31 protein-coding genes are annotated in these 24,936 nt (G+C 68.8%); 9 read left to right on the top strand and 22 right to left on the bottom strand.

Translation table 11 applies throughout. From position 1 onward, the window contains the following. Positions 1 to 29 precede the first annotated feature (29 nt). Positions 30 to 419, top strand: coding sequence for a VOC family protein (locus Q5H91_RS13655; protein WP_370655267.1), 390 nt, complete (start codon positions 30 to 32; stop codon positions 417 to 419). A gap of 7 nt (positions 420 to 426) precedes the next feature. Here the strand turns inward: Q5H91_RS13655 and Q5H91_RS13650 are convergent, their stop codons facing one another. Genes Q5H91_RS13650 through trmB form a run of 4 tightly spaced genes read right to left on the bottom strand, consistent with a single transcriptional unit; the run spans position 427 to position 3,272 of the window. Continuing rightward, positions 427 to 1,677 carry an MBL fold metallo-hydrolase gene (locus tag Q5H91_RS13650; protein ID WP_305174092.1) on the bottom strand — a complete coding sequence of 417 codons (1,251 nt, stop codon included), beginning with the start codon at positions 1,675 to 1,677 and terminating at the stop codon, positions 427 to 429. 47 nt (positions 1,678 to 1,724) lie between these two features. Then, positions 1,725 to 2,132, bottom strand: coding sequence for a DUF4345 domain-containing protein (locus Q5H91_RS13645; RefSeq protein WP_305173981.1), 408 nt, complete (start codon positions 2,130 to 2,132; stop codon positions 1,725 to 1,727). Beyond that, a complete protein-coding gene (locus Q5H91_RS13640) occupies positions 2,129 to 2,581 on the bottom strand; it encodes a DUF2721 domain-containing protein (protein ID WP_305173980.1) in 453 nt (150 codons plus the stop codon). Before Q5H91_RS13640 ends, Q5H91_RS13645 begins: the two co-directional genes overlap by 4 nt. A gap of 10 nt (positions 2,582 to 2,591) precedes the next feature. After that, positions 2,592 to 3,272 carry a tRNA (guanosine(46)-N7)-methyltransferase TrmB gene (gene trmB, locus Q5H91_RS13635; protein WP_305173979.1) on the bottom strand — a complete coding sequence of 227 codons (681 nt, stop codon included), beginning with the start codon at positions 3,270 to 3,272 and terminating at the stop codon, positions 2,592 to 2,594. A gap of 61 nt (positions 3,273 to 3,333) precedes the next feature. Here trmB and Q5H91_RS13630 point away from each other — a divergent pair, with 61 nt between their 5' ends. Both Q5H91_RS13630 and Q5H91_RS13625 read left to right on the top strand, forming a co-directional pair. Further along, positions 3,334 to 4,149, top strand: a complete 816-nt coding sequence (locus tag Q5H91_RS13630; protein ID WP_305174091.1) for a formate/nitrite transporter family protein — start codon at positions 3,334 to 3,336, stop codon at positions 4,147 to 4,149. Next, complete coding sequence (locus Q5H91_RS13625) at positions 4,142 to 4,744, top strand: phosphatase PAP2 family protein (protein WP_305173978.1); 603 nt, start codon at positions 4,142 to 4,144, stop codon at positions 4,742 to 4,744. The genes Q5H91_RS13630 and Q5H91_RS13625 overlap by 8 nt, the downstream gene beginning before the upstream one ends. On the opposite strand, the gene Q5H91_RS13620 is transcribed toward Q5H91_RS13625, so the two are convergent. Both Q5H91_RS13620 and Q5H91_RS13615 read right to left on the bottom strand, forming a co-directional pair. Continuing rightward, positions 4,725 to 5,780, bottom strand: coding sequence for a hypothetical protein (locus Q5H91_RS13620; RefSeq protein WP_305173977.1), 1,056 nt, complete (start codon positions 5,778 to 5,780; stop codon positions 4,725 to 4,727). The genes Q5H91_RS13625 and Q5H91_RS13620 overlap by 20 nt on opposite strands. A gap of 80 nt (positions 5,781 to 5,860) precedes the next feature. Beyond that, positions 5,861 to 6,205 (bottom strand): DUF6481 family protein, encoded by a 345-nt coding sequence (locus Q5H91_RS13615; RefSeq protein WP_305174090.1) that lies wholly within the window; start codon positions 6,203 to 6,205, stop codon positions 5,861 to 5,863. 163 nt (positions 6,206 to 6,368) lie between these two features. On the opposite strand from Q5H91_RS13615, the gene Q5H91_RS13610 reads away from it, so the two are divergent. Then, positions 6,369 to 7,040 carry a spermidine synthase gene (locus Q5H91_RS13610; RefSeq protein WP_305173976.1) on the top strand — a complete coding sequence of 224 codons (672 nt, stop codon included), beginning with the start codon at positions 6,369 to 6,371 and terminating at the stop codon, positions 7,038 to 7,040. 40 nt (positions 7,041 to 7,080) lie between these two features. Here the strand turns inward: Q5H91_RS13610 and metK are convergent, their stop codons facing one another. After that, positions 7,081 to 8,298 (bottom strand): methionine adenosyltransferase, encoded by a 1,218-nt coding sequence (gene metK, locus Q5H91_RS13605; RefSeq protein WP_305173975.1) that lies wholly within the window; start codon positions 8,296 to 8,298, stop codon positions 7,081 to 7,083. Positions 8,299 to 8,339: 41 nt separating this feature from the next. Beyond that, the gene (gene lnt / locus Q5H91_RS13600; RefSeq protein WP_305173974.1) at positions 8,340 to 9,875 is read right to left on the bottom strand and encodes an apolipoprotein N-acyltransferase; all 1,536 of its coding nucleotides are present in this window, start codon (positions 9,873 to 9,875) and stop codon (positions 8,340 to 8,342) included. A 74-nt stretch (positions 9,876 to 9,949) separates the two neighbouring features. Here lnt and Q5H91_RS13595 point away from each other — a divergent pair, with 74 nt between their 5' ends. The 3 genes from Q5H91_RS13595 (at position 9,950) to Q5H91_RS13585 (ending at position 11,329) form a co-directional block, all read left to right on the top strand. Beyond that, positions 9,950 to 10,372, top strand: coding sequence for a VOC family protein (locus Q5H91_RS13595; protein ID WP_305173973.1), 423 nt, complete (start codon positions 9,950 to 9,952; stop codon positions 10,370 to 10,372). A 6-nt stretch (positions 10,373 to 10,378) separates the two neighbouring features. Continuing rightward, positions 10,379 to 10,681, top strand: a complete 303-nt coding sequence (locus Q5H91_RS13590; protein WP_305173972.1) for a polyhydroxyalkanoic acid system family protein — start codon at positions 10,379 to 10,381, stop codon at positions 10,679 to 10,681. Between the two features lie 267 nt (positions 10,682 to 10,948). Beyond that, positions 10,949 to 11,329 carry a hypothetical protein gene (locus tag Q5H91_RS13585; protein WP_305173970.1) on the top strand — a complete coding sequence of 127 codons (381 nt, stop codon included), beginning with the start codon at positions 10,949 to 10,951 and terminating at the stop codon, positions 11,327 to 11,329. Between the two features lie 364 nt (positions 11,330 to 11,693). On the opposite strand, the gene Q5H91_RS13580 is transcribed toward Q5H91_RS13585, so the two are convergent. From Q5H91_RS13580 to miaB, 8 genes are all read right to left on the bottom strand, one after another. Further along, positions 11,694 to 13,019: a PQQ-dependent sugar dehydrogenase gene (locus Q5H91_RS13580; RefSeq protein WP_305173969.1), complete on the bottom strand. Its 1,326-nt coding sequence runs from the start codon at positions 13,017 to 13,019 to the stop codon at positions 11,694 to 11,696. Positions 13,020 to 13,274: 255 nt separating this feature from the next. Further along, positions 13,275 to 15,491, bottom strand: coding sequence for a catalase/peroxidase HPI (katG, locus tag Q5H91_RS13575; protein ID WP_305173968.1), 2,217 nt, complete (start codon positions 15,489 to 15,491; stop codon positions 13,275 to 13,277). Positions 15,492 to 15,629: 138 nt separating this feature from the next. Further along, positions 15,630 to 16,526, bottom strand: coding sequence for a hemolysin family protein (locus Q5H91_RS13570; RefSeq protein WP_305173967.1), 897 nt, complete (start codon positions 16,524 to 16,526; stop codon positions 15,630 to 15,632). Position 16,527: 1 nt separating this feature from the next. Next, entirely contained in the window at positions 16,528 to 17,037 is a 510-nt protein-coding gene (gene ybeY, locus Q5H91_RS13565; RefSeq protein ID WP_305173966.1) for an rRNA maturation RNase YbeY, read from the bottom strand. After that, positions 17,034 to 17,429 (bottom strand): type II toxin-antitoxin system VapC family toxin, encoded by a 396-nt coding sequence (locus Q5H91_RS13560; protein WP_305174089.1) that lies wholly within the window; start codon positions 17,427 to 17,429, stop codon positions 17,034 to 17,036. The genes ybeY and Q5H91_RS13560 overlap by 4 nt, the downstream gene beginning before the upstream one ends. A 5-nt stretch (positions 17,430 to 17,434) precedes the next feature. Continuing rightward, positions 17,435 to 17,686: a type II toxin-antitoxin system VapB family antitoxin gene (locus Q5H91_RS13555; RefSeq protein ID WP_305173965.1), complete on the bottom strand. Its 252-nt coding sequence runs from the start codon at positions 17,684 to 17,686 to the stop codon at positions 17,435 to 17,437. Between the two features lie 37 nt (positions 17,687 to 17,723). Continuing rightward, positions 17,724 to 18,719, bottom strand: a complete 996-nt coding sequence (locus Q5H91_RS13550; protein WP_305173964.1) for a PhoH family protein — start codon at positions 18,717 to 18,719, stop codon at positions 17,724 to 17,726. A gap of 67 nt (positions 18,720 to 18,786) precedes the next feature. Then, positions 18,787 to 20,094 carry a tRNA (N6-isopentenyl adenosine(37)-C2)-methylthiotransferase MiaB gene (miaB, locus tag Q5H91_RS13545; protein ID WP_305173963.1) on the bottom strand — a complete coding sequence of 436 codons (1,308 nt, stop codon included), beginning with the start codon at positions 20,092 to 20,094 and terminating at the stop codon, positions 18,787 to 18,789. A gap of 81 nt (positions 20,095 to 20,175) precedes the next feature. Here miaB and Q5H91_RS13540 point away from each other — a divergent pair, with 81 nt between their 5' ends. Then, entirely contained in the window at positions 20,176 to 20,967 is a 792-nt protein-coding gene (locus tag Q5H91_RS13540; protein WP_305173962.1) for a MipA/OmpV family protein, read from the top strand. On the opposite strand, the gene Q5H91_RS13535 is transcribed toward Q5H91_RS13540, so the two are convergent. From Q5H91_RS13535 to Q5H91_RS13510, 6 genes are all read right to left on the bottom strand, one after another. After that, the gene (locus tag Q5H91_RS13535; protein ID WP_305174088.1) at positions 20,952 to 21,665 is read right to left on the bottom strand and encodes a lysophospholipid acyltransferase family protein; all 714 of its coding nucleotides are present in this window, start codon (positions 21,663 to 21,665) and stop codon (positions 20,952 to 20,954) included. The two genes, Q5H91_RS13540 and Q5H91_RS13535, sit on opposite strands and share 16 nt — an antisense overlap. A gap of 28 nt (positions 21,666 to 21,693) precedes the next feature. Next, the gene (locus Q5H91_RS13530; RefSeq protein WP_305173961.1) at positions 21,694 to 22,116 is read right to left on the bottom strand and encodes a Fur family transcriptional regulator; all 423 of its coding nucleotides are present in this window, start codon (positions 22,114 to 22,116) and stop codon (positions 21,694 to 21,696) included. Positions 22,117 to 22,264: 148 nt separating this feature from the next. Continuing rightward, the gene (locus Q5H91_RS13525; RefSeq protein ID WP_305173960.1) at positions 22,265 to 22,732 is read right to left on the bottom strand and encodes a GNAT family N-acetyltransferase; all 468 of its coding nucleotides are present in this window, start codon (positions 22,730 to 22,732) and stop codon (positions 22,265 to 22,267) included. Continuing rightward, the gene (tsaB, locus tag Q5H91_RS13520) at positions 22,729 to 23,352 is read right to left on the bottom strand and encodes a tRNA (adenosine(37)-N6)-threonylcarbamoyltransferase complex dimerization subunit type 1 TsaB (protein WP_305173959.1); all 624 of its coding nucleotides are present in this window, start codon (positions 23,350 to 23,352) and stop codon (positions 22,729 to 22,731) included. The genes Q5H91_RS13525 and tsaB overlap by 4 nt, the downstream gene beginning before the upstream one ends. Before the next feature lie 16 nt (positions 23,353 to 23,368). After that, positions 23,369 to 23,974 (bottom strand): malonic semialdehyde reductase, encoded by a 606-nt coding sequence (locus Q5H91_RS13515; protein ID WP_305173958.1) that lies wholly within the window; start codon positions 23,972 to 23,974, stop codon positions 23,369 to 23,371. Continuing rightward, entirely contained in the window at positions 23,974 to 24,549 is a 576-nt protein-coding gene (locus Q5H91_RS13510; RefSeq protein ID WP_305173957.1) for a NifU family protein, read from the bottom strand. Before Q5H91_RS13510 ends, Q5H91_RS13515 begins: the two co-directional genes overlap by 1 nt. Positions 24,550 to 24,696: 147 nt before the next feature. Between Q5H91_RS13510 and Q5H91_RS13505 the strand changes: the two genes are divergently transcribed. Beyond that, positions 24,697 to 24,936: hypothetical protein (locus tag Q5H91_RS13505; protein WP_305173956.1), on the top strand; the 240-nt coding region annotated here is incomplete at its 3' end.

The raw sequence follows: 24,936 nt of genomic DNA, 5'->3' as shown, positions 1-24,936 counted from the left end.
GTAGGATGCGGGGACACGAGAGGGAGCGGATGATGATCGGTTACGTGACGGTGGGGACCAACGACCATGCACGGGCGCTGGCGTTCTACGACGCGCTGATTGGCGAGATCGGCGGGCGGCGCCTGTCGACCCTGCCGGGCGAGCGCGGCTTCACCCTGTACGGTACCGGCTTCGACGCGCCGATGCTGGCGGTCACCCGGCCGTATGACGGCGGGACGGCCGATACCGGCAATGGCGGGATGGTCGCGCTGGTGCTGGAGAGCCGCGACCGGGTCGACGCGGTCCATGCGCGCGCACTGGCACTGGGTGCGAGCGATGAAGGTGCGCCGGGGCTGCGCGCGCCGGAGTCGATGGGTTTCTACGGTGCCTATGTCCGCGATCCGGACGGCAACAAGCTCTGCTTCTACAAGATCGGCTGACCGCGTCTTACTGCCAGGCGCGTGTGGCGGGGGTGTCGATGCAGCGGGTCAGCGCCCCCGCATCGGCCGGCACCGGCCGGGCATTCCCCGCAATCGGCGCTATGTCGACCGGACGGCCGATCGCAACCGGGGCGAAGCGGCTGGTCAAGCCGGAGCAAGCCATCGCCGCACGCAGCAGCCGGGCGGGGGCGCGATACCCCTCATAGGACAGGCGGAACGTGCCCCAGTGGATCGGGATCGCCGTCGCCGCGCCCAGGCCGGCAAAGACCTGTACTGCCTGTGCCGGACCGATATGGCTGCCGCTCGCCATCTGGCCCGCGGCGAAGCGGAACGCGCCGATCGGGATCAGCGCCAGCCGGATCGGCCCCAGCGCGGCCGCCTCGGCCGCCCAGCGGCCATCGCCCAGTCCGGTGTCGCCGGCAAAGAACAGGTTGCCGCCGGGCAGCGTCACGACGAAGCTGCTCCACAGCGCGCGGTTGCGGTCGGCGAACCAGCGGCTGCCCCAATGGTGGTTGCGGGTGACGTGGACGCGGACCGGGCGGCTCCAGAACCGGTCGCGGGCGACGCGCGGGCGACCCATCACGGTCACCGCATGGTGCCAATCGGCCGCCTGTGCGGGGATGCCGGCATCGCGCAGGATCGCGTCGTTGCCCAGGCTGGTGACGATCAGCGGCCGGTCGCGCGCCCAGATCCGCTTCAGTGTCGGAAGGTCGAGATGGTCGTAGTGATTGTGGCTGATGAGGATCAGGTCGATCCGCGGCAGGTCGTCCATCGCGATGCCGGGTGCCGCGACCCGGCGCGGACCGAAGCCGAACGGTCCGGTATGCTCGCTCCATACAGGATCGGTCAGGATGTTGAGGTCGGGCGTCTGCACCAGCACGCTGGCATGGCCGATCCAGGTCGCGCGCATCGGCGTCGCCGCCGCCTCGTCCGGGGTCGCGGGCGCGCTGACGATCGGCACCGGCAGGCGCTGCATCAGCTCGGCGGGGGGGGCGGGGTGTACCGGCACGGTGTCGGGCCAGGCCGGGCGTCCGTCGTCGCCGAGCAGGTAGCGCCAGAAGAAGCCGGCGCGGCTGCCGCCGGTCGGCGGCGCGGCGGTGTCGGCATCGCCGTCCGGATTGGCGAAGCGCTGGCTGTCGAAATGGTCGGTCACGGGTCCGCGATAGTAGCGGCGGTCAAGGAAGCGCGGAACGATCGTGACCGCCAGACAGGCCACCACGACCAGCCAGAGCAGGATTTTGCCGAGCAAGGTTGCGATGGCGGCCACGTCGGCTCCCGAAAGGGCAGGGAGTGCGATAACGCAGGTTAGTGTGGGTAGTTCATTCCCGCCGCTGCCCGCTCGACCCGCCACTGCCACAGCATCAGCAGCGGTACGACGATCGTTTCCATACCCAGCCCCAGCACATGCCCGGTCGAGGGGGCACCGACCGCCAGCAGCGACACGCCCCGCGCCAGCCCGCCGACCACGATCAGCGCGCCGAGCAGGCGGAACCGCGCGCCTTGCCGCTCGATGCCAGGAATGCAGGACAGGAAGCCGAGGCCGGTGGCGAAGAAGATGCCCGATATGTAGCGGAAGTGGCTGTCGAGATCGCGTGGCACCTCCGCCAGATGACCGAAGGCGGCCGGTCCTCTTACGATCCCCGCGCCGCCTGCCAGCAGCGGCAGCAGACAGGCGATGGCGACCACCAGCTGCAATGCGCGCTGCTCGATCACTTCAGCAAATCCTCGCGGACATGGATCGAGAGGAGCGACACCCGCACCTCGATCATGAACCCGACCAGCGAGGCGATCAGCAGCAGCATCGCCAGGATGAACGCGACCGCGACGGCGCTGGCGAAGTGCAGCTTGGCCAGGGTCGCGACGAACAGGCTGGCGACGACGATGGCGGTCATCACCGCGCTCGACACCGCCAGGAACAGTGCCGCGTTGATGATCGAGATGCGGCGGTCCAGCCGGCGCAGTTCCCAGATGTAGCGCGTCAGTTCCGCCCCGGTCGCACCCGAATGCAGCTCCTCCAGCGCGCGCACCCGGTCGACGACGCGGCTCAGCCGGCCGGCGAGGACGTTCAGCAGCTGGCCGATCGCGGTCAGCATGAAGATCGGCGTCAGCGACAGGGTGATCGTCTGCGCAACGGTGGCAATGCCAGGGATCAGCGGGATCATCGCGCCGGTATTAACGCCGACAATAGCGGAAATACCAGACCTCGTGGCCCTGTCGGCGCGCCTTTCGCTCGTAGCGGGTCTCCGGCCAGTCGTCGGGGCGGGTCAGGAAGTCGTGCGCCGAGGTCGCCAGCCAGTCGAAATCGCTGCGCTGGTTCATCACCATCATCGACCAGCGGCAATAGGTCGGGTCGTCGGTGCCCAGCCGGAACTCCGCGCCCGGCATCAGCTTGGCGGCGATCAGGTCGAGCGGGCCGTGATTGACCATGCGCCGCTTCGCATGACGCGCCTTGGGCCAGGGATCGGGGTGGAGCAGATAGACGCGCGACAGGCTGGCATCGGGCAGTCGCTCGATCACCTCCAGCGCGTCGCCCATGTGCAGGCGGACGTTGGTCAGCCCGCCCTCGCGGATATGGCCGAGCGCGCCGACAACGCCGTTCAGGAACGGCTCGCAACCGATGAAGCCGGTATCGGGATGCGCCGCGGCCTGCCCCGCCAGATGCTCGCCCGCGCCGAAGCCGATCTCGACGTGCAGCGGCCGGTCGTCGCCGAACAGCGTCGCGGCATCGAGCGGACCGTGGCCAGGCACCGACACGGCGGGCAACATTTCCTCGACCAGCGCGGCCTGGCCGGCGCGCAGCTTGTGCCCCTGGCTGCGGCCGTAGAGGCGGCGGATCGTCATGGGATCGTTCATCGCGTCGCCTCTAGCCGTGGTGCCGGCCGGAGCAAAGCGCCGTGCCGGCCGTTGGGCGGCGATGGCCGATGCTGAGGACGAGGATGTCGACGACCTGAAGGCGGCGGACGCGCGCGAACTGCACCGCACGGTGCGCGAGGAGGGGGAGGAGGAGCTGAACCGCCCCGCCGCCGCGCTCTTCTGGTCGGGACTGGCGGCAGGGTTGGCGATCAACACCTCGCTGATCGCGGAGGCGGCGCTGCACCGCGACCTGCCCGATACCCAGTGGCGGGACCTGGTGGTCGCGCTGGGCTATCCGATCGGGTTCGTGATGGTCATTCTGGGACGGATGCAGCTGTTCACCGAGAGCACGATAACTGCGATGCTGCCGCTGGCGACCCGGCCGTCACGCTGGGCACTGGGTCGCACGCTGAGGCTGTGGGGCATCGTGCTGGGCGCGAATCTGGCCGGTACCGCCATCGCGGCGGCGCTGATCGATGCCGGCCTGCTGGGTGACCCCGAATTGCGCCGGGCGGCACTGGAAGTTTCCGGTCGGATCCTCGAACTGGGGCCGTGGGGCACGTTCCTGAACGCGATCCCTGCCGGGTTCCTGATCGCGGTGATCGCCTGGTCGCTGCCCAACGCGCGCGAACAGGCGTTCCTGGTCATCGTCGCGATCACCTATGTCGTCGCCATTGCGGGATTCAGCCACTCGGTCGTCGGGTCGGACGAGGCGTTCCTGCTGCTGTTCGACGGGCAGGTCGGGGTGATGCAGGCGCTGTTCGCACTGATCGCACCGGCAGTATTGGGCAATCTGGTCGGCGGCGCGGGGCTGTTCGCGGTGCTGGCGCACGCGCAGGTCCGCAGCGATGTGCAGGACGGTGGCGACAATGGGTAAGGCGAAGGTGTTGGTCCGGCGCGCCGCCGAGCAAGACAGGCAAGCGACTCATCGCGCCGCCCGCCGCCGCGATGGCGCACTCGTCCGCCTGTCGGGCAAGGCGAGCGAGGTGGCCGACCAGCCGCCGCTGATCGCCCTGTCCACCGCGACGATCCTGATGGGCGCGGTGCTGCGCCGCCCGGCGGTCGCCCGCGCCGGCGTGCGGATGCTCGCCAGCCACCTGATCGCGACCGCCGCCAAGACGGTATTGAAGACCAGCATCGACCGCACCCGCCCGGCCCGTGCGCTGCGCGAGGGACACCGGGTCGGCAAGGGCACGGGCGGGGACGACCCGTCGCTGAACTCCTTCCCCTCCGGCCACACGGCCGGGGCGGTCGCGGTGGCGCAGGCGGTGGCGACGGAGGACCCGCTCGCCGGCCTGCCGCTCCAGGCCGCGGCGGTGGCCATCGCCGCACTCCAGCCGAGCCGTGGCAAACATTACCTCAGCGACGTGATCGCGGGTGCTGCGATCGGCTGGGCCGCCGAACGCCTCGCCCGCCCGCTGGTGCGGACGGGCGAGACATGGTTGCGGCGGTTCATTTCCGCGGAAGGGTGAACTCGACTCGGCCCGGGCGGGTCTGACGGCTGCCGATCGGCTTGCCGTGCTCGATCATCGTCATGACCTGCGCCGGCCTGGGCAGGGCAGAGAAGGTGCCGAAGGTCAGGATGGTGCCGTCGACATCGTCGAGCGTGACCAGCATCTGCCCCGCCTTGCCGGCATCGATCTGCCCGGACAGGCTGAGCGACACGTCGACGACCCGACCGGCATCGCCGAGCGCCATACGATAGCCGGTGCCTTCGCCATGATAGATGCCGTAGCGAATCGTGCTCGACGGGTCGCGGCACAGCGGCGTGGCCGCCGGGACCGGTGCCGGCTGGGACGCCTGTTTCGCTTGCTCGGACGCGGCGGCGATGCCCATCAGCGAGCCGAGCAACGCGTCGCCCATGTCGGCCTTCACCGGCTTGGCGTGACCGAAGGCGAGCGGGGTCGCGCAGTCCGCCACTGGCGTCGAGGCAGGCTGCGGCGGGACCGGCTTGGCCGGCCGGCCAATGGCGGCGACCACCCGGTCCATCGCCGTGTCGAGCATCGCGGGATCCAGCGTCTTGGCACTCAGCCGGATCGCCAGCAGCCACCCGTCCAGCGGGATCATCGCCACCGACGTGGCACGATATGCGCCGCCGCCAGTGCGATAGGTCTGGCGCAGCCCCGATGCCGCGCCACCGAACGGCGGCACGAAAGCCACCGGCGCTGGCGTGGTCGGCGTCGCACCGGCGAATAGGTCACGCTGGCGGATCGCGACGTCGGAACGATCCAGCCAGATCGCGGCGTTGGGCAGGGCGGAGCGGAAGATGAAGACGGTGCCGAGCAGCGTGTGATCGTCGCTCTCGTACCCGATCGTGACGTCGGCCTCAGTATCGGTGGTGTCGGTCAGCTTCAGCCGCGCCATCGTCTCCAGTCGCGGCGGCAGCGTCACGCCGGTTTCGGCATGACGCCAGCGGGCGGTGGCCGGCACGTCCAGCGTGCGCTGCGCGGCGGCGGGCGCGATCACCAGCGCCGCTACCGTTATCGCAATCAGGGCCGCACCCCGCATCGTCATCCTCCCCCACGCTTCGCCCGTCAGTCTATGGCGAGCGGCGCGTTTGTCGATGGGGGAGGGCGGCTCCTTTCCGGTCAGCCCCGCTGACGCGCCTTGCGGGCGGCGTAGCGGGCGTCGCGGGCCGCCTTCATCTCTGCCTCGGTCGGCATGACGGGAGCATATTTCTTGGCGGCGGCGGCAGCCTCTTCGGCGGCCTGGAGGGCGCGGGCCTTCTTCTCGGCGGCGGCCTGCTCGCGGGCCTCGCGCTTCTCGATGCTCGCCTGGATCTTGGCGGCTTCCTTCGCTTCGGCCGCGGCGCGGCGGGCGGCGACGACCGCTTCGTCGACGGGCGGCTTGGCGCGCAGTTTTTCCAGCGCAGCCTGCTTGGCCTTGGCGGAAAGCGCGGCGCGCTCCTGAAAACTCTGTTCCTTGAACGACATGTGTGTCGGAGATTCCTGTTCGTTATCGGTGGGCGGCGGCCGGGTTCGGCACGCGACGCGGCACCCATTAGAGCAAAACGCGCGATTCGACAAAATCGCCGCACGCCAATCGCGTGCCATGGCGATACAGCGACCCCCGGATAGCAGCGGAACGAGGCACAGGATGGTACCCAGAGAGCTGATCGGCACCGCACAGGTGCCGGGTGGCGAGCCGCTGCGGCTGTTCCGGCGCGGCGGCGATTTCATGATCGTGCTCGACCGCAACGAGCTGATGAACAGCCGAATGAGCGGGTCGGAGGAGGCGCTGGCGACGATGAGCTGCGCCCGGCTGAAAGCACGCAAGGCGCCGCACCTGCTGGTCGGCGGTTACGGCATGGGCTTCACGTTGCGTGCGGCGCTGAAGGTGCTGGCAGCGGATGCGCGGGTGACGGTGGCGGAGCTGGTGCCCGAGATCATCGCCTGGGCGCGTGGGCCGATGGCGGAGCTGACCGCGGGCTGCCTCGACGATCTCCGCGTGGATATGGTCGAGCGCGACGTCGCCGAGGTGATCGCTGCCGGGCGGGGGCAGTATGACGCGATCCTGCTCGACGTCGATAACGGCCCGGACGGGCTGGTGCGGGCAGCGAACGACCGCCTCTATTCGGCGCGCGGGCTGGCCCATGCGCGGGACGCGCTGGCGCCCGGCGGGGTGCTGGCGGTGTGGTCGGCGGCACCCGATGCCGCATTCGGCCGGCGGCTGGCACAGGCGGGCTTCGCGGTCGACGAGGTGACGGTGCGGGCGCGGAGCAACGGCAAGGGCGCGCTCCACACGATCTGGTTCGCGGTGGAGCGCTGATGCGTCACCCCGGCACCAGGCCGGGGTGACGATGGAGGGATCAGGCCACAGCCGCCTTCAGCTGATCGACCAGGTCCGTCTTCTCCCAGGTGAACAGATCACCCTCCGGCTCGCGGCCGAAATGGCCGTAAGCCGCCGACTTTACATAGATCGGGGCGTTCAGCTTCAGGTGCTGGCGAATGCCCTTCGGCGTCAGGCGGACCAGCTGGGGCAGGACCTGCTCCAGCTTCGCCTCGTCGACCGTGCCGGTGCCGTGGGTATCGACATAGACCGACAGCGGCTCGGCGATGCCGATCGCGTAGGACAGCTGGATCGTGCAGCGCTTGGCGAGGCCCGCCGCGACGACGTTCTTGGCGAGGTAACGCGCGACATAGGCGGCCGAGCGGTCGACCTTGGTCGGGTCCTTGCCGCTGAACGCACCGCCGCCGTGCGGCGCGGCGCCGCCATAGGTGTCGACGATGATCTTGCGGCCGGTCAGCCCGGCGTCGCCGTCGGGGCCGCCGATCTCGAACGCGCCGGTCGGATTGATATAGAGCTTGGTCTCTTCGGTGACGAAGCCTTCGGGCAGCACGGCCTTCAGCACGCCGGTGACGTAATCCTTCAGCACGTCGTACTTGGCGGCATCGGCATTCTCGCCCTGCAGGCAATAGCCGGCCTTATGCTGGGTCGACACGACCAGCGCGGTCGCGCGGACGGGCACGCCGTTCTCGTACTGGAGCGTCACCTGGCTCTTGGCGTCGGGCTCGAGGAACGGCGCCTTGCCCGAGTGGCGGTCTGCGGCCATCGTCTCGAGGATCTTGTGGCTGTAATACAGGGTCGCGGGCATCAGCCCCGGCGTCTCGTCGGTCGCATAGCCGAACATGATGCCCTGGTCGCCGGCACCCTCGTCCTTGTTCGAGCCCTCGTCGACGCCCATCGCGATTTCCGCCGACTGGCCGTGGAGGTTGTTCTCGAAGGTGAAGGTTTCCCAGTGGAAGCCCGACTGCTCGTAGCCGATGCGCTTCACGGTCGCGCGGACCGCCGCCTCGATCTCGGCTAGCGCGCCCTCGGCCCACTGACCGTTCTCGTACACGCCCTTGCAGCGGATCTCGCCGGCCAGCACGACCAGGTTGGTGGTGGTCAGCGTCTCGCAGGCGATGCGCGCCTCGGCGTCCTTGGACAGGAACAGGTCGACGATCGTGTCGCTGATCTGGTCGGCGACCTTGTCGGGGTGCCCCTCTGAAACCGACTCGGACGTGAAGATGTACGAAGAGCGCATCGCAGCCTCATAAAGATATAAAGATAGCTTTATATGGAGCCCTAGCGGGCACGTCGCCTGATGGCAATCGCGAGTGCGAACAGCAGCGCGGCAACGATCGCGGCCGCGGCGTTGCCGGTCCGCGCGAACAGGGTGGGTGGCAGGGCGGGCGGCATCGGCAACTCGATCGCGCCGGCGGTCTCGTGCGGGACGGTGGCGAGCAGCGTGCCGTCGGCGGCGATGATCGCGGAGATGCCGGTGGGGGTGGAGCGGACGACGGGCAGCCCCTCCTCGATCGCGCGCAGCCGCGCCTGCGCCAGGAACTGCGGCGACCCCCATTTGCCGAACCACGCGTCGTTCGACGGGTTCAGGATGATGCGCGGGCGGCGCGCCTCGTCGACCACTTCCCCCGAGAAGATGATCTCGTAGCAGACCTGCAGGCCGACCGGGCCGAAGCCGGGCCAGTCGATCGCGCGGGGTCCGGGGCCGGGGCTGAAGTCCATGTCGCCGGGCACCAGCCGGGCAAGGCCCAGCGGCCTCAGCAGCCACGGCATCGGCAGATACTCGCCATAGGGTACCAAGTGCGCCTTGTCGTAGGTGCCGCGGATCTGCGCGTCCGGGCCGATCGCCAGCACCGAATTGGCCGCGCTGGCAATGTCGTTGTCGGCGTCGAAGCCGAGCCGCGGCGCGTTGGTCAGCAGCAGGTCGCGCGGGCCGAGCACGTCGGCGATCCGCGACCGCAGCCAGAACGGGCGGCGGTCGGCATAGATGTAATCGGGATAGCCGCTCTCCAAGAAGTCGACGATCAATCCCTCCGGCCAGACGATCAGCCGGGGCACCGGGCCGGGCCGACCCGACAGGCGGATCAGCGCCTGGAGCGAGCGCTCGCCAGCGCCGGTGCGCGCCTCGTTACCGATATTGGGCTGGACGACACGAACGCGCGGCGCGTCCGGCGCGGCGGCGGGGGCGTGGGTCCACAGCGCCGACAGGGCGGCGAGCGCGGTCACCGGCAGCACGATCGCGGGCAGCGTCCAGCGCCGTTTCGCCAGCATCAGCAGCGATCCGGCGACGACGATCGTCAGCCCCGACAGCGCATAGGTACCGACAAGGGTCGACACCCGTGCCACCCCGATCGCCGGCAGCCACAGCACGCCCAATGGGTCCCAGGCATAGCCGGTGAACAGCACGGCGCGCAGATACTCGGTTGCGATCCACGCCGCCGCGAAGACCAGCACATAGGCCGTGTCCGGGGCCGCATCCGCCGCCCGCCCGCGAAAGCGCCACGCGATCCCCGCCGCCGCCATCGGATAGACCGCCAGATAGAGCGCCAGCGCCACGGCGGCGAAATAGCCGAGCACTGGCGGCATCTTGTCCTGGAAATCGAACGCGTGCTGGAACCAGTTGTTGTTGATCGTGAAGTGGCCCAGCCCGAACAGCCAGCCCCGCCACAGCGCCGCGCGCAACGTCGACGCGGCATGGACCAGCGCCAGCCACGCCGCCAGACAGGCGAGCGCGACCGGCCACAGGTCGAGCGGCGCGAACCCGCACGCAGCGACCGCGCCGAGGATCAGCGAGAGGAGGGCGGGATGGCGTGTCACGGGCGTTCCTATGGGTGGCGGGCGGCGGCTTCGCAATCCTTCCCGGTGCCGCGGCGATCGTGTAGCAGGGGGATATGACGCTTCGGCCCTTTCACCTCGCCTTTCCGGTCCACGACCTTGCCGCCGCGCGCGCCTTCTATGGCGGGGTGCTGGGCTGTGCGGAGGGGCGGTCGAGCGACCAGTGGATCGACTTCGACCTGGGCGGGCACCAGATCGTCGCGCACCTCGATCCCGCCGCGAAGCCGGTGGCGGTGGCGAACGCGGTCGACGGCCACCATGTGCCGGTGCCGCATTTCGGCGTCGTCCTGACCATGGCGGACTGGCAGGCACTGGCCGAGCGCGTCGGCGCCGCCGGCATCCGCTTCGGCATCGAGCCGCATGTCCGCTTCAAGGGGCAGGCCGGCGAGCAGGCCACGATGTTCTTCTACGACCCCAGCGGCAACGCGCTGGAGTTCAAGGCGTTCGCCGACGACGCCGCCCTGTTCGCAAAGGATTGAACCATCATGGGCCAGCCCATCTCGCTCGACATTCCCCATTCGCTCGGCAAGGCCGGCGTCCGCCAGCGCCTGGACGGCGGCATCAGCCGCATCGGCGAGAAGATTCCGGGCGGCGGCACCGTCCAGCACCGCTGGGAGGGCGACACGATGCACTTCATCGTCAGCGCCATGGGCCAGCAGATCGCCTCCACCGCGACGGTGTTCGAGGACAAGGTGCATGCGGTGGTCGACCTGCCGGCGTTCCTGGGTCTGTTCGCCGGGCAGGTAAAGGCGGTGATCGAGCGCGAGGCGCCGAAGCTGCTGAAGTGAGGGTGCGTCGTTCCATCTACCCAACGGATCAGTCCCGCATTCACGGTGAGCAAGCGTAGATGGCACACGCCTGCGTCATTCCCGCGAAGGCGGGAATCCAGAGACGCGAACTTTACCCCTCTTGCTTCGACCTGCGTGTCTGGATTCCCGCCTGCGCGGGAATGACGAGGATTGGTGGGGAGCAGATAGGCCGTGTTTGGTATTCACCAACCTATAGCCACTGTAGGATGCACGAATTTATAAACGGTTTGCCTACATCAACGGCCAATGAGAGAGTTCCTGCTCGCGATCTGGTTCACATGGCAGGCCGTAACATCTTCATTTTTCCCGGATCCCGCTTTGAAGGTCAACGAAGCTCGACAATGGCTTAACGAGCGCCTGCGTGTCGGCGATCGGCTTGATCGTCAGCTGCTTCGGGATATGGAGGCCGCTGGTTTCAAGACGGGCCGCACATCGTCGGAAATGAAGCGGGATATCCTTCGCGCCAGACCTTGGCGCGACTTGCCGTTGGTCCATGTGTATTCGTGCGAGAAAACGATATCGGCTCGGCCAGCGGTGACCATAACGGATGTTCGCGCCCTGATCGCTCTCGACGCGCGCAACACGATCATCCACCGTGACATCATAGTTCTGCGGACATCACTTTAAGACAAAGTCACGCCGTAAAAGACTGACAAAGGCAAAATCGGTGTTGCCGACCGATGGTTGAACGTCCGCTGATAGCGATAGTGGACTTCCCCGGTTCTGGTGGTTTGCAGTCACGGTTGGGCAGCAGGCAGATCGACCTTCACCGCATGCGTCTGGATCGGCGTCATCAGGAATACGACGGCGCTTAGCAGGCCTGCAATCCCCCAGCCGTACCTACCCGCACGAAGGTCAAGCACAGCCTTGGCTATGCAGTAAGTGGCGGCAGCTACAGCTGCGAAGTTCCACAAGAAAAAAGCCCACATAGAGAAAGGCTACTCCGGTCGTTTCGGCTTATGCAATGTCCGCAACTAACGATGATCCCTGCCTAATTGCCCACACTCACCCGCCACACCTTGTTCCCCACGTCGTCCGCCACCAGCAGCGCGCCGGTCTTGTCGCCGATCACCCCGACCGGGCGGCCCATCGCCTTGCCGTCGGTGTCGAGGAAGCCGGTCAGTACGTCGACCGGCTTGACCGCCTTCTCCGGGTAGCCGTTGCCGGCGAAGGGGACGTAGACGACCTTGTAGCCGGATACCGGCTTGCGGTTCCACGAGCCGTGTTCGCCGACGAACGCGCCGCTCGCCCAGCGGTCGCCCAGCTTCACGTCGCCTGCAAAGGTCAGGCCGAGCGCTGCGACGTGCGGGCCCAGCGCATAGTCGGGGCGCTTGGAATATTCCTGGAGCGCAGGGTTGCGCGGCTCGACGCGGTCGTCGCGGTAGCCGCCCCAGTAATACCAGGGCCAGCCGAAATGGTCGCCGAACTCGACCTGGGTCAGATAGTCGGGCGCCAGGTCGGAGCCGAGCATGTCGCGCTCGTTGACGACGGTCCACAGATTGCCGGTGACCGGGTTCAGCGCCATGCCGACCGGGTTGCGCAGCCCGGCGGCGAAGATCCGCCAGCCGCCATCGGGCGTCACCTGCAGGATGTTGGCGCGGTATTTCTCGGCGGCCATGCCGTTCTCGGCGATGTTGCTCGACGAGCCGACGCTGACGAACAGCGACTTGCCGTCGCGCGCGGCGATGACGTTGCGCGCCCAATGGTTGCCGGCGGGGTTCAGCTTGACCAGCGTCTCGGGCTTCGCATCGATGCGGGTCTGGCCGTCGCGGTACGGGACGCGGACCAGCGCGTCGGTGTTGGCGATGTAGAGTTGCCCGTCCATCAGCGCCATGCCGAAGGGCGAGTTGAGCCCGGTCATGAACACGCTGCGCTGCTCGGCCACGCCGTCGCCGTTCGCGTCACGGAGCAGGGTGATGCGGTTGGCGGAGGGGATGCCGGCGCCCGCCTTGCCCATCAGCAGGTTCATCACCCAACCTTGGATGCCACCGCCCTCGCGCGGAGGACTGTTGGTCTCGGCGACCAGCACGTCGCCATTGGGCAGGCGATAGAGCCAGCGGGGATGGTCCAGCCCCTCGGCAAAGGCGGCGACCTTCAGCCCGGCGGCGGCGACCGGGGTCTTGCCCGCCGGCCAGCCGATCGCGTCGGCGACCTTGATGGTGGGAAAGGTCTGCGTGCGCGGCGCCGTGATGTCGGGCCGGGTGCCGGCGACCGCCTCGACCGGCAGCTTCGCCGTATCGGGCCAGGCCAGCCACAGAACGAACACGCCGACGATGACGGCGAGCAGGAGGAGGACGCGCAGTGCGATCTTGAGCATGGCGGCACGGTAGGCGGGGTCACGCGGCCGGGCAAGATAAAGGCCGCCGGCATCGCTGCCGACGGCCTCCAGGCTCCCAGGGAGGGACTCTGAACGAACCCGCTGTCACGAGCGACCGGATTCGACGTCACGGTATGGAACGGCGACCGCTGAAATCCGCGACCGTTCCGAGGTCGGCGTCACTCTTTCCCGTTTTTCGAACGATCGGCAAGAGTCCGTCCGACGTTTGTCGCATCGGTTGGTCGCATCGCCGCGTCAGCCGTGCAGGTCGTAGCGGTCGGCGTTCATCACCTTGACCCACGCCTTGGCGAAATCGCGGACGAACACCGCGCCGGCATCGTCACAGGCATAGACCTCCGACAGGGCGCGCAGCTGCGAGTTGGAGCCGAACACCAGGTCGGTGCGCGACGCCGTCCAGCGATGCGCGTGCGTCTCGCGATCGGTGCCGACGAACTCCTGGTCGCTCTCGTCGCTGACCTGCTTCCATGCCGTACCCATGTCGAGCAGGTTGACGAAGAAGTCGTTGGTCAGCTGGCCCGGGCGATCGGTGAAGACGCCGTGCTGCTTCGCCTTGGCATGGTTGGCGCCCAGCACGCGCAGGCCACCGACCAGCACCGTCATCTCCGGCGCGCTAAGGCCGAGCAACTGGGCGCGATCGACCATCAGCTCCTCGGTCGGCACGTTGAACTGGACTTGGAGATAGTTGCGGAACGCATCGGCGCGCGGCTCCAGCACGTCGAAGCCCTCGGCATCGGTCTGCTCGGCCGATGCATCGGTGCGGCCGGGGGTGAAGGGCACCTCGATCGCATGACCCGCCGCCTTCGCCGCCGCCTCGACGCCGACCGAGCCGCCGAGCACGATCAGGTCGGCGATCGACACCTTCTTCGCGCCCTTTCCGTCGAAGTCGGCCTTGATGCCCTCATAGACTGCCAGCACGCGGGCGAGTTGCTCGGGCTGATTGACCTCCCAATCCTTTTGCGGGGCGAGACGGATGCGCGCGCCGTTGGCGCCGCCGCGATGGTCCGATCCGCGCCAGGTCGAGGCAGAGGCCCAGGCGGTGGTCACCAAATCCTCGATCGACAGATCCGAACCGGCGATCGCCGCCTTCAGGTCGGCGATGTCGGCCGCTTCCACCTGCGGATAGTCGGCCTTGGGGATCGGATCCTGCCAGATCAGATCCTCCTGCGGCACCTCCGGCCCGAGCAGGCGGATCTTTGGGCCCATGTCGCGGTGGGTCAGCTTGAACCAGGCACGCGCCCACGTGTCGGCGAAATAGGCCGGGTCGGCGCGGAACTTCTGGCAGATCGCGTTATAGGCAGGGTCGACCTTCAGCGCCATGTCGGCGGTGGTCATCATCGTCGGCACGCGCTTGCCCGCGGTGTGCGCGGCGGGTGCCAGCGTCTCGTCGGGGTTGCCGACCGGCTGCCACTGGTGCGCGCCCGCCGGGCTCTTCACCAGCTCATACTCATGGTCGAAGAGCATGTCGAAATAGCTCATGTCCCAGGTCGTCGGCGTCGGGGTCCACGCGCCTTCGATGCCGCTGGTGATGGTGTGGTCGCCCATGCCCGTCTCGTGGGTCGAGGCCCAGCCCAGGCCCTGCGACGCGATGTCGGCGCCCTCCGGCTCCTTGCCGACCAGCTTGGGATCGCCGGCGCCATGTGCCTTGCCGAAGGTGTGGCCGCCGGCGGTGAGCGCCACCGTCTCCTCGTCGTTCATGCCCATCCGCGCGAAGGTCTCCTTCATGTCGCGCGCCGAGCCCTGCGGATGCGGGCAGCCGCCCGGCCCTTCCGGGTTCACGTAGATCAGGCCGTGCTGGATCGCGGCCAGCGGGCTTTCCAGCGCCAGGCCAGCCTCTTCATCGATCCGCGTCTGGCCGAGCCACTCTTCCTCGGTGCCCCAGTACACGTCCTTCTCGGGCTCGAACACGTCCGCCCGGCCGCCGCCGAAGCCGAAGGTCGGGCCGCCCATCGACTCGATCGCGACATTGCCGGTCAGGATGAACAGGTCGGCCCAGCTGAGCGCGCGGCCGTATTTCTGCTTGATCGGCCAGAGCAGGCGGCGCGCCTTGTCGAGATTGCCGTTGTCGGGCCAGCTGTTGAGCGGGGCGAAGCGCTGCTGCCCGGCCGACGAGCCGCCGCGCCCGTCACCGGTGCGATAGGTGCCGGCCGAGTGCCAGGCCATGCGGATGAAGAAGGGGCCATAATGCCCGTAATCGGCCGGCCACCACGGCTTGCTGTCGGTCATCAGCGCGGTCAGGTCCGCCTTCACCGCCGCCAGGTCGAGCTTCAGGAACTCCGCCGCATAATCGAAGTCGTCGCCCATCGGATTGCCGCTGACGCCCTTCTGGTGAAGGATGTCGATCGACAGCGATTCCGGCCACCAGTCCTTGGCGGTGCGGCCGAGCAGGGTGCGCAGGGCGGCGGGCTGCTTGCCCGGATCGTTGATCGGGCTGCCCTGGGTGATGGCGTCCATCTTTTACTCTCCTCGGTTCGATGCGCGGAATGCCGGCAGCGGCAACGCACCGCGTCACCGCCTTGTTGCCCCATGGCTATCGCAGCGCGCCTGATCGGAGAAGCGCGAAATCGTCGGCGGAGTGATCGGCTCAGTCGATCACTCGTCATCCGTGGACGGTACTGGCGGGTGGAGGCGCAGGCGGTTGACGCGGCGCTCGTCGGCATCGGTCACCTCCAGCTTCCAGCCCGAGGGATGGTCGACGCACTCGCCCGGCGCGGGAACGCGGCCGGCGAGTACCGCGGTCAATCCGCCGAGCGTGTCGACGTCGTGATCGGCGGCGTCGAGCCGCGCGTCGACGACCTCGCCGACATCCTCCAGCGGCACGCGCGCGTCCGCGTCCCAGCCGCCGCCGTCGAGCGGGATCAGCAGCGCGGTCGGCGCCTCGTCATGCTCGTCCTCGATATCGCCGGTGATCTCCTCGATCAGGTCCTCGATCGTCACCAACCCCTCGGTGCCCGAATATTCGTCGAGCACCACCGCCAGGTGCACCCGCTTCGACCGCATATCGGCGAGCAGGTCGAGCGCGCCGCGCGACATGGGGACATAGAGCGGCTCGCGGATCAGCCCCGCGATGGAGTCGGGATGTGCAGCGCCGGTCGCCAGGATCGAGAAGACGTCCTTGATATGGACCATGCCGATGATCGTATCGAGCTTCTCGCGATAGACCGGCAGGCGGCTGTGCCCCGCTTCCGCAAAGATCTGGACGAGATGGTCGAAGCTGGTCCGCTCCTCGACCGCGATGATGTCGGCCCGCGGCACGCCGACATCGCCCGCGTCGCGCTCGCCGAAATGCAGCAGGTTGCGGACCATCTGTCGTTCCAGCGGCGACAGGTCGCCCTTGGCATCGGGCGCGGGATCGTCTTCGTGCCGGTCGATCGCCTCTTCCAGCTGGTCGCGCAGGGATTCCTCGGCCGGCCCGAAGATCATCGTCTTCAGGCTGCGCCAGATGCTGTCGCCGTCGCCGCCGACGGCGCTACTTCGGTCTTCCGCCAATTCAGTCCTCGCGTATCAGATAGGGGTCGGCAATGCCGAGTTGGCCGAGCGCCTGCCGCTCGATCTCCTCCATCGCCTCCGCCTCGTCGTCGTCCAGATGGTCATAGCCTAGCAGGTGGAGCGTGCCGTGCACCAGTAGATGCGTGGCGTGCGCCTCCACGGCGATGCCACGCTCCGCCGCCTCGGCGACGCAGACGCCGTGCGCCAGCACGATGTCGCCGAGCAGCAGTTCGCCATCGTCGGAATTCTGGCTGACCGTGTCGATCAGGTCGGGCTGGACCATCGGAAAGGAGAGGACGTTGGTCGCCTTGTCCTTGCCGCGATACTGATGGTTGAGGGTGCGGACCTCTTCGTCCGAGGTCAGCCGCACGCTGATCTCGACGCTCGCTGACGTGTTCAGGAGCGGGCCGTGCGGGGTCAGCCCGATCGCGGCCCGGGCGGCACGCTCGGCCAGCGCCTCCCATGCGCCCTCGGGCCAGGGGGCTTCGCGGGAGAGTTCGATCTGGATCATCGGCCAAGGTCCGTGTGCAGGAAGTCGTCGCCCTTATAAAGCAGACGCGCGTGATTGGTTCGCGCACAGGCATAGGCGAAGCAATCGCCCATGTTGAGGCCGGCTTTGTGGCCGGTGCCCTTGCCGTAAAGCGCGTGGGCGCGGATCGCCTCATCGGCGACGGTCAGGTCGATCGGCTCGACACCGATGCCGAGCGTTACCAGAAAACGCTCGACCTCGCGCCGCCCGAGGTCGAGCGGCACCTGCTTGATCCGCGCCACGGCGAGCGTCGTTTCCCAGAGTGCGACAGGACTGGTGATGCGGGGCGTGAAGTCCTGCAATCGCTCGGTCAGGTCATCCGCATCCTTTTCACCCACCACGATCGAGGTCAGTGCCGACGCATCGACGAACATGGCGCTCACTGGTCGTAGAGATCGTCGAAGAACGCCTTGTCGGCGATGCCGCTGTTTTCCCGGGGCAGGGTAGAGGTGCGACGCAGCTCGCGCGCGGCCTCGACCAGGGAGGGCCGATGACGATCCCGCGCCAGTTCATTGGCCAGCGCCAGCTTCACCGCGGCCGCCTTGGTCAGGCCGCGTTTCTCCGCCAGTTCCTGCGCCATCGCGAACGCTTCGTGATCCTTGACGTACAGCGCGCCCATCACCGGCTCCATCGAATATCCTTCAGGCTAGGAGAGGATATTCGCCGCGTCAACCAGCCCCCTCATACGCCTCGACGATGCGCCCGACAATCGGATGGCGCACCACGTCGGCGGCGGTGAAGCGGCTCATGCTGATGCCCTCGACCCCTTCCAGTCGCCTGACCGCGTCGGCGAGCCCCGACGCGGCGACGCCGCCGGGCAGGTCGACCTGATTGGGATCGCCGCACACCACCATGCGGCTGTTCTGGCCGAAGCGGGTCAGGAACATCTTCATCTGCGCCGGCGTCGTGTTCTGCGCCTCGTCGAGGATGACAAAGGCGTCCGCCAGCGTGCGGCCGCGCATGAAGGCAATCGGTGCGATCTCGATCTCGCCGCTGGCGATCCGCCGTTCCACCTGCTCGGCGGGCAGGCAGTCGTAGAGCGCGTCGTAGAGCGGGCGGAGATAGGGATCGACCTTCTCCTTCATGTCCCCGGGCAGGAAGCCGAGCTTCTCGCCCGCCTCGACCGCCGGGCGCGACAGGATCAGCCGCTGGACGCTGCCGGTGATGAGCTGCGCCACCGCCTGGGCGACTGCGATATAGGTCTTGCCGGTACCCGCCGGCCCCAGCGCGAAGATCATGTCGTGCGACACCAATTCGCGCATATAGTGCGCCTGGGCGGGCGTGCGCGGCACGATCGTCTTCTTGCGGGTGCGGATCATGATGCCCGGCCCCTGGCCGCGCTCGGCCGAGACGATGCCGTCGAGCGTCGGCTCGGATGCCATCGCGATCGAGGCGTCGACCAGCCCGGTATCGACCTGCTCGCCGCGCTGGATGCGGTGGTACAGGTCGTGCAGCACGTCGCGCGCCAGCGCCACCTGCTCGGCCGTGCCCTCCAGCCCGACCTTGTTGCCGCGCGCGGTGATGTAGACGCCCAGCCGGTTTTCCAGCGCCACCAGGTTCTGGTCATATTGGCCGAACAGCTGCGCCAGCGCCTGCGGTCGGTCGAACAGCACCTCGACCCGGGATCGTTCACCCGCCCGGGCGGGGAGTGGCTTACGGCTCATGCGGTCCTTTCGCGTCCACGATTCGTCCAGCGAATGTGGGGTGCGCGCGGGCGAAAGGGAAGCGCGATCAGGCGGCTTGGGACACGCGGGCGACGCCGGTCAGCGAAACGGGCCCGGCGGCGGTCAGTTCGACCTCTACCAGGTCGCCGATCGCATGAGGGCCGATGACATGGACCGACTGGAGCCAGGGCGACTTGCCGAGCATCTGGCCGGGCAGCTTGCCCGGCCGCTCGACCAGAATCGTGCAGGTCCGCCCGACGCTCGCGCGGTTGAACGCCTGCTGGTCGCGGCCGAGCGCGGCCTGGAGCCGCTGGAGCCGCTCGTCCATGATCGCCGCGGGCACCTCGTCCGCCATCGTCGCGGCGGGGGTGCCGGGGCGGGGGCTGTACTTGAAGCTGAACGCCTGGGCATAGCCGACCGCGTCGACCAGGCTGAGCGTGTCGGCGAAGTCCCGCTCGCTCTCGCCGGGGAAGCCGACGATGAAGTCGCCCGACAGGGCGATGTCGGGCCGGACCGCGCGGACGCGGTCGAGCAGGCGGAGATAATCGTCGCGGCCGTGGCTGCGGTTCATCGCCTTCAAAATGCCGGTCGAGCCCGACTGCACCGGCAGGTGCAGATAGGGCATCAGGCTTTCGACATCGCCGTGCGCGTCGATCAGCCCCTGCGTCATGTCGTTGGGATGGCTGGTGGTGTAGCGGATGCGGGCAAGGCCGGGGATGCGATCGATCGCGCGGATCAGGTCGTGCAGCCCGCGTGCGTCGTCGCTCCACGCGTTGACGTTCTGGCCGAGCAGCGTGATCTCGCGTGCGCCGGCATCGACCAGCGCCCGCGCCTCGTCGACGATCGCATCGAAGGGCCGGCTGATCTCGGCGCCCCGGGTATAGGGCACGACGCAGTAGGTGCAGAACTTGTCGCACCCCTCCTGCACGGTCAGGAACGCGGATGGGCCGACCCGGCGCCGCGCGGGCAGGTGCCCGAACTTCGAGGCGAGCGGCATATCGGTGTCGAGCGCCGGCGCCCCCGCCGCGGCCTTCGCCACCAGTTCGGGCAGGTTGTGATAGGCCTGCGGGCCGACCACAACGTCGACCTTGGCGCGGGCGACGATCTCTTCCCCTTCCGCCTGCGCGACGCAGCCGGCGACCGCGATCATCGGCGACCGCCCGCCCTTGCGGAGCCGGCCGATGTCCGAATAGACCTTGTCGGTGGCCTTCTCGCGGATGTGGCAGGTGTTGAGGACAACCAGATCGGCCTCACCCGCATCCGTCGTGGCGGTCAGTCCCTGCGCGGTCATCAGTTCGGCCATGCGCTCGCCGTCATAGACGTTCATCTGGCAGCCGAACGACTTGACGTGAAAGGTCTTGGGGGCGGGCTTCATCCGCGCGCCTTACCGCAGCCGGCCGTCTGCCGCCAGTCCGCGGGCTCTGGCGGCGTTGCGCCTTTGGTGTATCGTGCGGGAATGACTCGTCTTATTCGCGGCGCCTGCGCCCCGCTGATCCTCGCCCTGACGGCGACCCCGGCCCTGGCGCAGCAGGACGACGATGCGCCCAAGCTGCCGCACCGGACGCGGGTGATGCTGGGGCCGCAGATCGCGCCGCGCTATCCGGGCGCCGACAGCAGCAGCGTGTTCCCGATCATCAACGTCGATCGCATCCGCGGCGATGCGCCCTTCACCTTCGAGGCACCGGACGAGAGCGGCGGCTTCTCGATCCTGCGTCGCAACGGCTTCACCCTCGGCCCGGCCTACACGCTGCAGGGCAGCCGGCGGCGGCGCGACACCGACGGGGCGCTGCCGCGGGTGGGCTTCACGGTCGAATTGGGCGCGGCGGTCGGGTATATGGTCAGCCCGAACCTGCGCGTGCGCGCCGAGGCCCGCCAGGGTATCGGCGGGCACAAGGGGCTGATCGGGGTGGTGAGCGCCGACTATATCGCGCGCGACGCCGATCGCTGGCTCTTCTCGGTCGGGCCGCGCCTGACCCTGTCCAACGCGAAGTACAACCGTGCCTATTACGGGGTCGCGCCGAGCGATGCAGCGGCGGCGGGCATTCCCGCCTATGATCCCCGGGGCGGCGCGCAGGCGATCGGCGGCGCGGCCAGCGTGCTGCGCCAGCTCGGCGGACGCTGGGGGGTGTACGGCTTCGCCAAATACGATCGGCTGATCGACGATTCCGGCCGCTCGCCGGTGGTGCGCGACTATGGCTCGCGCAACCAGATCTCGGGCGGCGTCGCGCTGACCTATACGTTCGGCTGAACGACCAGCGCCTCGATCCGACGCCGCGCCTCGGCGGCGATGACCTTGCGATCGCCAGCGGGGTGGAAGGGTTCGGCGAAGCGGAGGGTCGCCACGAAGCTGCCGCGCCGCCGCAGGACGCGGCGGGCATGGTCGATGCCGCGCTCGGCCCCCACCCAGGCGAGTTCGCCCGTCGCCGCGCCGTAATCGATCCGCACCGGCTGGACCTGCAATCCCGGCACCGGCGGGTCGAGCGCGGCGAGCAGCGCGGGCTTGAACGGGAGCAGTCGGGCGCCATCGCCGGTCGTCCCCTCCGGAAAGATCGCCACCGGGCGCGGGCCGAGCGCTGCGCGCACTGCCGCCACCTGATCCCCGACGCCCATGCGGTTGCCGCGCGCGACGAAGATCGTCGCGTTCAGCGAGGCGAGCCAGCCGACCAGCGGCGCCCGGCGCAGATCGTCGGTCGCGACGAAGGTCGCGCCGGTGCTGCCGGCCAAGAGCAGGATGTCCATCCAGCTGAGATGGTTGGCGAGGATCACCGTGTCGCGGGTCAGCGGCGTGCCGACCACCCGCGCCCGTGCGCCCATGATCCGCGCCGAAGCAGCGAGGAACCGGCGCGGCCAGGGAGAGGGCAGGCGGAACAGCCGCCACAGGCCATGCAGCGGCAGCAGCGCGAGGAGCAGCGTCGCCAGCAGCGATAGGCGGGCGGCCAGCCGCATCACCGGAGCGGGACCGCGCGCGCGACCGTCAGTTCTTGCGGTCGAGGCTGACGCCGTAGAGTTCCATCCGGTGGTCGACCAAGCGGAAGCCCAGACGCTCGGCGATCGCCTTTTGCAGCTGCTCCAGCTCCGGGTCGACGAATTCGAGCACGCGGCCCGTCTCGACGTCGATCAGATGGTCGTGATGCGCCTCGGGCGAGGGTTCGTAGCGCGCGCGGCCGTCACCGAAATCGTGGCGGTCGAGGATGCCCGCCTCCTCGAACAGGCGGACGGTGCGATAGACGGTGGCGATCGAGATGCCCTTGTCGATGGCGGAGGCGCGTTCATACACCTTCTCGACGTCGGGATGATCCTCCGCCTCGGACAGGACGCGCGCGATCACGCGGCGCTGCTCGGTGATGCGCAGCCCCTTTTGATTGCACAATGCTTCCAGATCGATCTTGCGCGCCATGGGCCGTCCCCTTCTCGTCCGCCCCATGTAGGCGCGATCGCTTGTTGCGAAAAGGGATACCGACTCGCAATAAGCGTTTTGGCGGATCCGCATTGTCATGACGGGACATCATAGTCGTCCGTCAGCGTCGGCGACGAAGCGGAAGGCGCTACAGCGCCCGCGAATAGGTGTGGGCGTCGTACTGCTTGCCGTCGCGCCCGCGATAATAGCCGCGGCGCTCGCCGACCTTTTCGAAACCGGCGCCTTCGTACAGCTGCGCAGCCGGATTGCCCCCGCGCACCTCGAGATGCAGCTTGGCCGCGCCGACGTCGCGGCAGTCGGCGATGACCGAGCGGAGCAGCGCGCCGCCGACGCCGCGGCGGCGATGCTCCGGCGCGACGGCGAGCAGCAGCAGCTCCGCCTCGTCCATGATCGTGCGGGTCAGCGCGAAGCCGGCGGGATCGTCGGCGTCATAGGCGAGGAGCAGTTGCACGCCCGGCATGGCGAGCACGCCCAGGCACTGGCTGCGCGTCCACGCCTCGCCATATCGCGCGTCGAACGCGGCGGCCATCAGTGCATCGACGACCGCGACGTTGCGCGCGTCGCCGGGGCGCAGCATCAGGCTGCGCGTGCTCATGCCCGCGCCGCCTTCGCCGCCGGCAGCTTTGCGTCGGGTGCGCGGCCGTAGAGCGGGCGGGGGTCGAGATCGATGAGGGCAGGGGGCAACAGGGCGATGTCGCGCGCGTCGGGCAGTGCGTCCTCGCCCGGCGGCAGCAGCCCGGCGAGCCGGTCCGACCCGCTGCCGACCAGCGCCGTCGCACCGATCCGCGCCGCCGCCATCGCCGGCGGCAGCGAGACAGGGTCGCAGAGCGGGGTCAGGGCGGCGTCGAAGATCTGCATGAACAGCTCGCCATGCCCTGCTTCCAGCACCGCCGCAATCGCGTCCCGCGGGGTGCGGGCGAGCGCGGCGGCGGCAACCAGCGCGAGCGACGAGAAGCCGCGGACCGGCACCGCCCAGCCCAGCGCCAGTCCGCGCGCCGCGGCAATGCCGACCCGCACGCCGGTGAAGCTGCCGGGGCCGATATCGACCAGCAGCCGGTCGGCCCGGCCGCCGTTCGGCAGCTCTGCGATCATCGGCACCAGCCGCTCGGCATGGCCACGCCCGACGACCTCGTGGCGCGCCGCGATCACGCGCCCGTCCTCAACCAGCGCGACCGAGCAGGCGGCGGTGGCGGTGTCGATGACCAGCGTGCGCACGGGGCTTCGGTGCCGGTCAGACGATGCGGTTGAACGTCTCGAACGCGGGCCGCGGCGAACGGTCGTGCAGCTTGGCGGTGTCGCCATGGCCGAGCGTGGCGATGAAATTGGTCCGCACCGACGGCTGGTCGGCGAAGAACGCCTTGTCCACCGCGCCCGCGTCGAAGCCCGACATCGGCCCGGTGCCGAACCCCAGCGCGCGCGCCGCGAGAATGAAATAGCCGCCCTGAAGCGACGAGTTGCGAAAGGCGGATGCCTCGCGCAGCTCGCGATTGCCGTCGAACCAGCTCTTGGCATCGGCATGCGGGAAGAGCTGCGGCAAATATTCGTGGAACTCGGTGTCCATGCCGATCACCAAAGAGACGGGCGCGGCGCGGATCTTGTCGGCGTTGCTGTCGCTGGCACAGAGGGCGAGCCGCTCCTTCGCCTCCGGGCTGGTGCACCAGACGAAGCGCGCCGGCAGCTGGTTGGCCGAGGTCGGCCCCATCTTCGTCAGGTCCCAGATCGCGCGCAGGTCCGCCTCCGACACGGGGCGGTCGGTATAGTGGTTGAAGGTCCGCGCCTCCACGAACAGCTGGTCGAGCGCCGCCTGGTCAAGCGGGGTGTCGAATGCCGTAGCCATCAGACGGCCCTCACTTCGGTGACTTCGGGAACATAATAGCGCAGCAGCTGCTCGATGCCGTTCTTCAGCGTCGCGCTGGACGAGGGGCAGCCGGCGCACGCGCCCTGCATCCGCAGGTACACCTTGCCCTTGTCGAAGCCGCGATAGACGATGTCGCCGCCGTCGTTCGCCACCGCGGGCCGCACGCGCGTGTCGATCAGCTCGCGGATCTGGGCGACGATCTCCGCATCGGCAGGATCGTCGGTCGGCACGTCCTCGTCGGCAGGGGGGACCGAGAAGCCGGCGCCGGTCTGGCGGAACAGCGGCATATGGGCGCTGAAATGGTCGAGCAGCACCGACAGCACGTCCGGCTTCAGGTCGCGCCAGTCGCTGCCCGGTCCGGCGGTGACCGAGATGAAGTCGCGGCCGAAGAACACGCCGGTCACGTCGCCCAGCCCGAACAGCGCCTCGGCCAGCGGGCTCGCCTCCGCCTCTTCGGGCGTCGCGAAGTCGCGGGTGCCGGCGTCCATCACGGTGCGGCCCGGCAGGAATTTGAGCGTCGCCGGGTTGGGCGTGGTTTCTGTCTCGATCAGCATGGCCGCCATGTGGAGGATGGGGGGCGGGGGATCAAGGCGCGTGAGGGGAAACGATGCGTCGCGTTTGCGCTCCCGTCCGGCATGACGACGAGCCGGCGGGACCGGGAGAACTGGCGGCCACGCATCCGGCACGCTACATGGCGGCGCATGGCGTCTGTATCGCGCGCGTTTCGCGTTTCCCTGATCCCCCTCCTCCTGCTGTCGACCGCGCCGCTTCACGGCCGGCCGGTCGCACCGCCGCCCAAGGCGAAGGTCGCGCCCGCCAAGCCGGCACCGGCACCGGCACCGGTCGCTCCGGCGCCGGTGCCGCTCGACACCAGCGCCTGGCTGTACAAGGGCAGCGATATCGAGCCCGATGCGGCGTGGAGCTTCGGCACCCTGCCCAAC

It is taken from the genome of Sphingomonas aurea, from assembly GCF_030678875.1.
In the GTDB taxonomy this organism is placed as follows: Bacteria; Pseudomonadota; Alphaproteobacteria; order Sphingomonadales; family Sphingomonadaceae; genus Sphingomonas; species Sphingomonas aurea.
The sequence above is the reverse complement of the archived record's forward strand: the minus strand, read 5'-3'. Positions and strand labels throughout refer to the sequence as shown.

Bases quoted from the DNA above. Each gene is read 5' to 3' on its own strand.
- Q5H91_RS13655 (WP_370655267.1), top strand. From the start codon at position 30: ATGATGATCGGTTACGTGACGGTGGGGACCAACGACCATGCACGGGCG.
- Q5H91_RS13595 (WP_305173973.1), top strand. From the start codon at position 9,950: ATGACGCTTCGGCCCTTTCACCTCGCCTTTCCGGTCCACGACCTTGCC.
- Q5H91_RS13550 (WP_305173964.1), bottom strand. From the start codon at position 18,719: ATGAGCCGTAAGCCACTCCCCGCCCGGGCGGGTGAACGATCCCGGGTC.
- miaB (WP_305173963.1), bottom strand. From the start codon at position 20,094: ATGAAGCCCGCCCCCAAGACCTTTCACGTCAAGTCGTTCGGCTGCCAG.
- Q5H91_RS13630 (WP_305174091.1), top strand. From the start codon at position 3,334: ATGGCCGATGCTGAGGACGAGGATGTCGACGACCTGAAGGCGGCGGAC.
- Q5H91_RS13555 (WP_305173965.1), bottom strand. From the start codon at position 17,686: ATGGAGCCGGTGATGGGCGCGCTGTACGTCAAGGATCACGAAGCGTTC.
- Q5H91_RS13585 (WP_305173970.1), top strand. From the start codon at position 10,949: ATGAGAGAGTTCCTGCTCGCGATCTGGTTCACATGGCAGGCCGTAACA.
- Q5H91_RS13540 (WP_305173962.1), top strand. From the start codon at position 20,176: ATGACTCGTCTTATTCGCGGCGCCTGCGCCCCGCTGATCCTCGCCCTG.
- metK (WP_305173975.1), bottom strand. From the start codon at position 8,298: ATGCGCTCTTCGTACATCTTCACGTCCGAGTCGGTTTCAGAGGGGCAC.
- Q5H91_RS13560 (WP_305174089.1), bottom strand. From the start codon at position 17,429: ATGTTCGTCGATGCGTCGGCACTGACCTCGATCGTGGTGGGTGAAAAG.
- trmB (WP_305173979.1), bottom strand. From the start codon at position 3,272: ATGAACGATCCCATGACGATCCGCCGCCTCTACGGCCGCAGCCAGGGG.
- Q5H91_RS13620 (WP_305173977.1), bottom strand. From the start codon at position 5,780: ATGCGGGGTGCGGCCCTGATTGCGATAACGGTAGCGGCGCTGGTGATC.
- Q5H91_RS13590 (WP_305173972.1), top strand. From the start codon at position 10,379: ATGGGCCAGCCCATCTCGCTCGACATTCCCCATTCGCTCGGCAAGGCC.
- Q5H91_RS13610 (WP_305173976.1), top strand. From the start codon at position 6,369: ATGGTACCCAGAGAGCTGATCGGCACCGCACAGGTGCCGGGTGGCGAG.
- Q5H91_RS13625 (WP_305173978.1), top strand. From the start codon at position 4,142: ATGGGTAAGGCGAAGGTGTTGGTCCGGCGCGCCGCCGAGCAAGACAGG.
- Q5H91_RS13515 (WP_305173958.1), bottom strand. From the start codon at position 23,974: ATGGCTACGGCATTCGACACCCCGCTTGACCAGGCGGCGCTCGACCAG.
- Q5H91_RS13580 (WP_305173969.1), bottom strand. From the start codon at position 13,019: ATGCTCAAGATCGCACTGCGCGTCCTCCTCCTGCTCGCCGTCATCGTC.
- Q5H91_RS13535 (WP_305174088.1), bottom strand. From the start codon at position 21,665: ATGCGGCTGGCCGCCCGCCTATCGCTGCTGGCGACGCTGCTCCTCGCG.
- Q5H91_RS13525 (WP_305173960.1), bottom strand. From the start codon at position 22,732: ATGAGCACGCGCAGCCTGATGCTGCGCCCCGGCGACGCGCGCAACGTC.
- katG (WP_305173968.1), bottom strand. From the start codon at position 15,491: ATGGACGCCATCACCCAGGGCAGCCCGATCAACGATCCGGGCAAGCAG.
- Q5H91_RS13510 (WP_305173957.1), bottom strand. From the start codon at position 24,549: ATGCTGATCGAGACAGAAACCACGCCCAACCCGGCGACGCTCAAATTC.
- Q5H91_RS13640 (WP_305173980.1), bottom strand. From the start codon at position 2,581: ATGATCCCGCTGATCCCTGGCATTGCCACCGTTGCGCAGACGATCACC.
- Q5H91_RS13615 (WP_305174090.1), bottom strand. From the start codon at position 6,205: ATGTCGTTCAAGGAACAGAGTTTTCAGGAGCGCGCCGCGCTTTCCGCC.
- Q5H91_RS13530 (WP_305173961.1), bottom strand. From the start codon at position 22,116: ATGGCGCGCAAGATCGATCTGGAAGCATTGTGCAATCAAAAGGGGCTG.
- ybeY (WP_305173966.1), bottom strand. From the start codon at position 17,037: ATGATCCAGATCGAACTCTCCCGCGAAGCCCCCTGGCCCGAGGGCGCA.